We start from the raw sequence: 5,414 nt of genomic DNA, 5'->3' as shown, positions 1-5,414 counted from the left end.
AGTCCAATCCGGGACTTTTCGCTCCACGGAAAGGGAAAAGCGTCGTTTTCCCTTTCCTTACAAATCAATGACTTACGATGCGGGTCATTGATTTGGGCGCCCCGCGCGGGGCGCGTTGATGACTTTTTGCGAAGTCATCATCTTTAATTGTCACACAGTTAGCTGACATCTCATTTGCATCATGAATAATGCGGGCTAGTCGAAGGGGCGAGGACGGGCGGAACATCTGCCTTAAGGCTTTTGCCGCCTTTACAGGAACCCGAGATTGCTTCACATGGGGACAGGGAGAGTAATGAGGGTAGTTATTGGAGGCAGCAGATGATGTGCTATTGGGGCCGTTATTCCCCAATTATCTTTAGGAGGATTCTTTTTCTCCGCCCCCCATCGAACTCCCCGTAAAAGATCCTCTCCCACGGCCCGAAGTCCAGTCGGCCGTCGCTGACCGCCACAACCACCTCCCTGCCCATGATCTGGCGCTTGAGATGGGCGTCGCCGTTGTCCTCGCCGGAGAGGTTGTGCCGGTACCGGCTGATCGGTTCGTGGGGGGCCAGCTCTTCCAGCCACCTTTCGTAATCCTCGTGGAGGCCCGGCTCGTTGTCGTTGATGAACACCGAGGCCGTGATGTGCATGGCGTTCACCAGGGCCATCCCCTCCCGGATGCCGCTTTCTTCCAGGCACTCCTGCACGTGGGGAGTGATGTGGATAAAGGCCCTTCGGGTAGGTACGTCGAACCAGAGCTCCTTACGATAGCTTTTCATTGGTATCTCTCCCGCGAATCATGGTTGGAATGGGGAATCTGGAAGGTGGAATATGGAAGAAAGACTCGGATTTTATTCCCTATTCCCTATTCCTTCTTCCCTCTTCAAGCGATAGCTCTCTTGCCTTTTTCCCCCCCAAGCCTTACTCTTCAGCGCCATGGCTGCCCATGAACACCACAAAAAACGCTCTTACAGCGGCCTATTTCAGCCTGTTCCGGTATTTTTTATCGTAACAGCGCTTTCCGCACTGGTCTACGGCATTCCTGTCCTGGACCAGGCCGTGCAATCGAAGCTGACCATCAGCTTCAGTAAAACCATGGTCACCCTGCATATCGTCCTTCCCATCGTTACCGGACTCATGGCTGCCCTCGGGGTCTACTTCGGTCTCGCTGGGAGCAGCGTTCAGAACGCCGACGACCCGGCCGGCACCGGATTTTCCTCCGACAAAAGAGCCCGTGCGGTGATCAGGTATCTTCCCGCGGCAGCCATAACATTGGACATGAAGGGCCGGATTACCTTCCACAACCCCGCCGCCTCTGACCTTTTCGGAGTGGACCTGGACCAGGAACAGGAGCAGATCGCGGCGTTCCTCCAATCGGCCGACCTTGCCTTCAGCATGGAGGAGATCAGGGCAGGTAAAACCGTCATCATGGAGAAGAACTGGCCCCACCCCGACACCCCGGGTGTGGACCGGACCTGGAAAATAAGCGGAGCGCCCGTGCTCCGGAACGGTGAAACGGCGGAGGTCCTCCTTCTCTTGGAGGACATCACCCCTTTTCGCAAGATGGAGGATGAACTCATCCGCTCTGAGGACCGCTACAGGAACATCTTCAACCACGCCCCCTGCGGTATCTTCTTCGTGGACAGCGAGGGTAACTACCTGGACGCCAACCCGGCAGCCCTCAAGATGCTGGGATACAGCCTGGAAGAACTGGTCAAGCTGAATACCCGGGAGTTGAGCGCCGACTCCGACAGGCGACTAGGGAGACTCCGGGAGACCTCCGGCTGGATCGATGAGGAGACCCGGTACCTGAGCAAGGGCGGGAAAGTCGTGGAAACCCAGTTGACCGCCAGCAGCTACCAGTCGGGGAATGAGACCTACTTTATCGGTATCGCCAAGGACGTCACGGCGCGCAGGGAACTCGAGCGCAGCCTCGCTGCAGCCAGGGCCCGCCTAAAGGCGGTCCTCTCCCTTGAGAGCAGGCCCCTTATCCTCCTCGACGGTGAGGATAAGGTCGCCAACGTCAACAAGCCGGCGGCCGAGATGCTCCGGTGCGATCCAGACCAACTTCTGGGCATGCCCCTCGTCCAGATCATCGGGGGCGCCATCCCTGTCATCCAGGACCCCGCCGCCGCCTCTGCTACAGTCTGTACCTTCCAGATCCCCGGGGCCGGTTCCCGGCAGCTTTCCGTCCTGCGCCTCCCCCTGGGCAGTTCCAGAAATCCAGGTTCGCTTCTGGTGCTAAGTTGATTAACAGCTGGAACAGGGAAGAGGGGAATGCGGAATCGGGAAGGAAAGCAGAGTTCAAACGATCTCTTCCACATTCCGAATTCTATCTCCCAGTTTCACCTTCCACCTTCCATCTTCCGAATTTCTCCTTTCACCTCCCACCTTCCTGTTGTTGCATTTAGTAAGAATTAGTTATTTTTTTCTTGCTCCCTCTTCCTTCCTCCCTTATTATCCCTGTTTATGAACCAGCCTGTTCCGGACACCCCTTTCCTGGATACTCAAGGCATCGCCGAATACCTGGGCGTCAACGAAAAACAGGTCTACACCCTGATCCACGAGCGGGGCCTGCCGGCCACCAAGATCACCGGCAAATGGCTCTTTCCCGTTCACCTGGTGGACCGCTGGCTGGAATCGGCGGTCATCAACATGCCCGAGCAGCTGCCCTTTCTCCAGGAGACGAAGCAGCTTATGCTTATCGCCGGCAGCGACGACCCCCTTTTTCTCAAGACCCTGGCCCTCTTTCGCCACCGGAACCCGGATATCCTTACTCTTCAGTCCCGGACGGGCAGCACCGACGGCCTCGTCGCTCTTTCCAAGGGGCTGGTCCACATCGCCTGCGCCCACCTGGTGGACCGGGAAGGGCGTTACTCCCCGGACCACATCCGGGAACTGGGCGGCAGCGACATCGCGGTGGTCACCTTCGCCGCCAGGACCCAGGGGGTTCTCCTGGGACCGGACAACCCTCACGGCGTCGAGAGCTTCGAGGGTCTCATCGGGAAGCCCCGCAGATGGGCCGTCCGGGAGTTGGGAACAGGGACCAGGGCCCTCATGGAAAGGGAACTGGACCTGGCGGGAAAGCAGTTCCGGGAAATTTCCGGGGAAACGATCCCCTGCGACTCCCACCTCGACGTGGCCCTCGCCGTCCTCTCCGGCAGGGCCGACGCGGGGATCGCCATCGAGACCGTCGCCCGCATGGTGGGGCTGCCCTTTATTCCCATGCGGCAGGAGCGGTTCGACCTCGCTATCAGGAAGGAAGTTTTCTTCCTGGATCAGGCGCAGAAGTTTATCGGGCTCCTTGGAACCCCCGAGTTCGCCGCTCTGGCATCCCAGCTGGGAGGGTACGATACGGCCGACAGCGGGAGGATAGTGACGGGGTAAGAAACCGGACACGGGGACGCGGCGACACGGAGTGTTTTTGTTTGTCACTGCGAGCCATCCCCATGTGAAGCAGTCTCATGCCAGAAAGGACCATAATATGAACCGAAAATCCGAGATCCGATCAAAGGAACCCTTGATGAAAACAGGACGATGTTTTGTGCTTGCCGCCGTTATGGCCATAACCGCCACCTCCCCCGGTTGGTCGGCTGACAGACTCAAGCTGTCCTCCACCACCAGCACCGACAACACCGGCCTGTTGGCCTACCTGCTGCCGAAGTTCGAGGAGAAGACGGGCATCAAGGTGGACGTCATCGCGGTCGGGACGGGCAAAGCCCTCAAACTGGCTGAAAACGGCGACGTCGACGTCACCCTCGTCCACGCCCCTTCCAGCGAAAAGAAGTTCATGGACGCCGGGTTCGGGGTGAACCACCAGACCATCATGGCCAATTACTTCGTCATCGTTGGACCTGAAAGCGACCCCGCCGGCGTCAGGGCCGCCGGCAACGCCGAGGACGCCTTCAAGAAGATCGCCGCGAGCGGTTCCCCCTTCGTTTCCCGTGGGGACAACTCCGGGACCCACATCAAGGAGCAGAGCATCTGGAAGACCGTCCTCGGAGACCTTCCCACGGGGAAAAGCTGGTACCTGGAGTCGGGCAAGGGAATGGGCGAGACCCTGACCATCGCCGACGAGAAGATGGGGTACACCCTCTCGGATTCCGGCACCTACCTGAAGTACTCCGACAAGGTCGACCTGAAGATGCTCTTTACAAAGCCTTCGGATCTTCTATACAACCCCTACGGCATCATGGCCGTCAACCCGGAAAAACAGCCCCACGTGAACTACGCAGGAGCCCTGAAGCTCATCGAGTTCATGGCTTCTCCCGAGGGCCAGAAGATGATCGGGGGGTTTGAGGATAAGTTCGGGAACAGATTATTTACCCCGCTTGTGATGGGTAAATAATCTACAGAGAGAACCACATGATGGGCCTTCTGCCAGACCACCAAATCCTCAAAGTCTTTTGCAGGGGACGACATGGTAGAACCTCCTATCTGCAGGGAAAAGGGAAAAATATGGCAACAACTACATTAAAAACTGAACTGCAAGTTGGTTGCCGGATACATTCTCCCTTCCTCCTTCCTCCTTCGGACGAGAGATCCCCATGAACTACCTTTTTGAAGCAGTCAAGGGGGCTCTCGTTCTGATCTTCACCTTCGACCCCGAAGTGGTGACCGTCACCTTCCTGTCCCTGAGGGTGGCGATAAGCGCAACCTTCATCGCCGCCGTCCTGGGTGTCCCCCTGGCCTACTTCGTAGCCACACGGGAGTTCCCGGGCAAGGGGGCCGTCCTCACCCTCTTCAACACCCTCATGGCTCTGCCAACGGTGGTGGTGGGCCTTTTCTGCTACTCCTTCCTGTCCCGTAAAGGGCCTCTGGGGTTCCTGGATCTTCTCTTCACCCCATCGGGGATCATCCTGGGCGACATCATCCTGGCTTTTCCCCTCATCGTGGGGCTGACCATCGCCGCCGTAAACGCAGTAGACCCCAGGGCCCGCCTCACGGCCGTCAGCCTCGGAGCCACCCCCCGGCAGGCCTCTCTCACCATCCTGGCCGAGGCCCGTTTCGGTCTCATGGCAGCATTGTTCAACGGGTTCGGACGGGTGGTGGCTGAAGTGGGATCGGCCATGATGCTGGGCGGCAACATCAAGGGCTTTACACGGACCATTACTACATCCATCGCCCTGGAGACAAGCAAGGGTGAGTTCGCCTTCGCCATGGCCCTCGGGATCATTCTGCTGACTGTCGCCCTGTCGGTAAACATGTTTTTCCGAAGGCTACAATCCAGGAACCGGTTGTGAAGACCCTGACCGGTTCCTGGATCAATTTTGACTGAGTCGCAAAAAGTCCAGGCGGAACTTTTTCTGGCTCATTAATGTCCTGGGGATAGGGAAAAGCGTCGTTTTTCCTTTCCTCACGGAGACTGCTGTAATATCGCCAAAGTCCGGGTAAGACTTTGGCTCAACGGGAACCGAAAAGCGTGGTTTTCGGTT

At 57.9% G+C, this 5,414-nt stretch carries 5 protein-coding genes; 4 read left to right on the top strand and 1 reads right to left on the bottom strand.

The annotated features are described in order from the left end of the window. Nucleotides 1-338 precede the first annotated feature (338 nt). Complete coding sequence (locus tag P1S46_11290; protein ID MDF1537059.1) at nt 339-758, bottom strand: secondary thiamine-phosphate synthase enzyme YjbQ; 420 nt, start codon at nt 756-758, stop codon at nt 339-341. 280 nt (nt 759-1,038) lie between these two features. Here P1S46_11290 and P1S46_11285 point away from each other — a divergent pair, with 280 nt between their 5' ends. From P1S46_11285 to P1S46_11270, 4 genes are all read left to right on the top strand, one after another. Then, complete coding sequence (locus P1S46_11285) at nt 1,039-2,229, top strand: PAS domain S-box protein (GenBank protein MDF1537058.1); 1,191 nt, start codon at nt 1,039-1,041, stop codon at nt 2,227-2,229. A 219-nt stretch (nt 2,230-2,448) separates the two neighbouring features. Then, on the top strand, nt 2,449-3,366 hold the full coding sequence (locus P1S46_11280) for a helix-turn-helix transcriptional regulator (GenBank protein MDF1537057.1): 918 nt from the start codon (nt 2,449-2,451) through the stop codon (nt 3,364-3,366). A gap of 136 nt (nt 3,367-3,502) precedes the next feature. Further along, the gene (locus tag P1S46_11275) at nt 3,503-4,327 is read left to right on the top strand and encodes an extracellular solute-binding protein (protein MDF1537056.1); all 825 of its coding nucleotides are present in this window, start codon (nt 3,503-3,505) and stop codon (nt 4,325-4,327) included. A gap of 199 nt (nt 4,328-4,526) precedes the next feature. Next, nucleotides 4,527-5,222: an ABC transporter permease gene (locus P1S46_11270; GenBank protein ID MDF1537055.1), complete on the top strand. Its 696-nt coding sequence runs from the start codon at nt 4,527-4,529 to the stop codon at nt 5,220-5,222. The last annotated feature ends 192 nt before the right edge of the window (nt 5,223-5,414 follow it).

The organism is bacterium (assembly GCA_029210545.1).
In the GTDB taxonomy this organism is placed as follows: Bacteria; BMS3Abin14; BMS3Abin14; order BMS3Abin14; family BMS3Abin14; genus JARGFV01.
The sequence above is the reverse complement of the archived record's forward strand: the minus strand, read 5'-3'. Positions and strand labels throughout refer to the sequence as shown.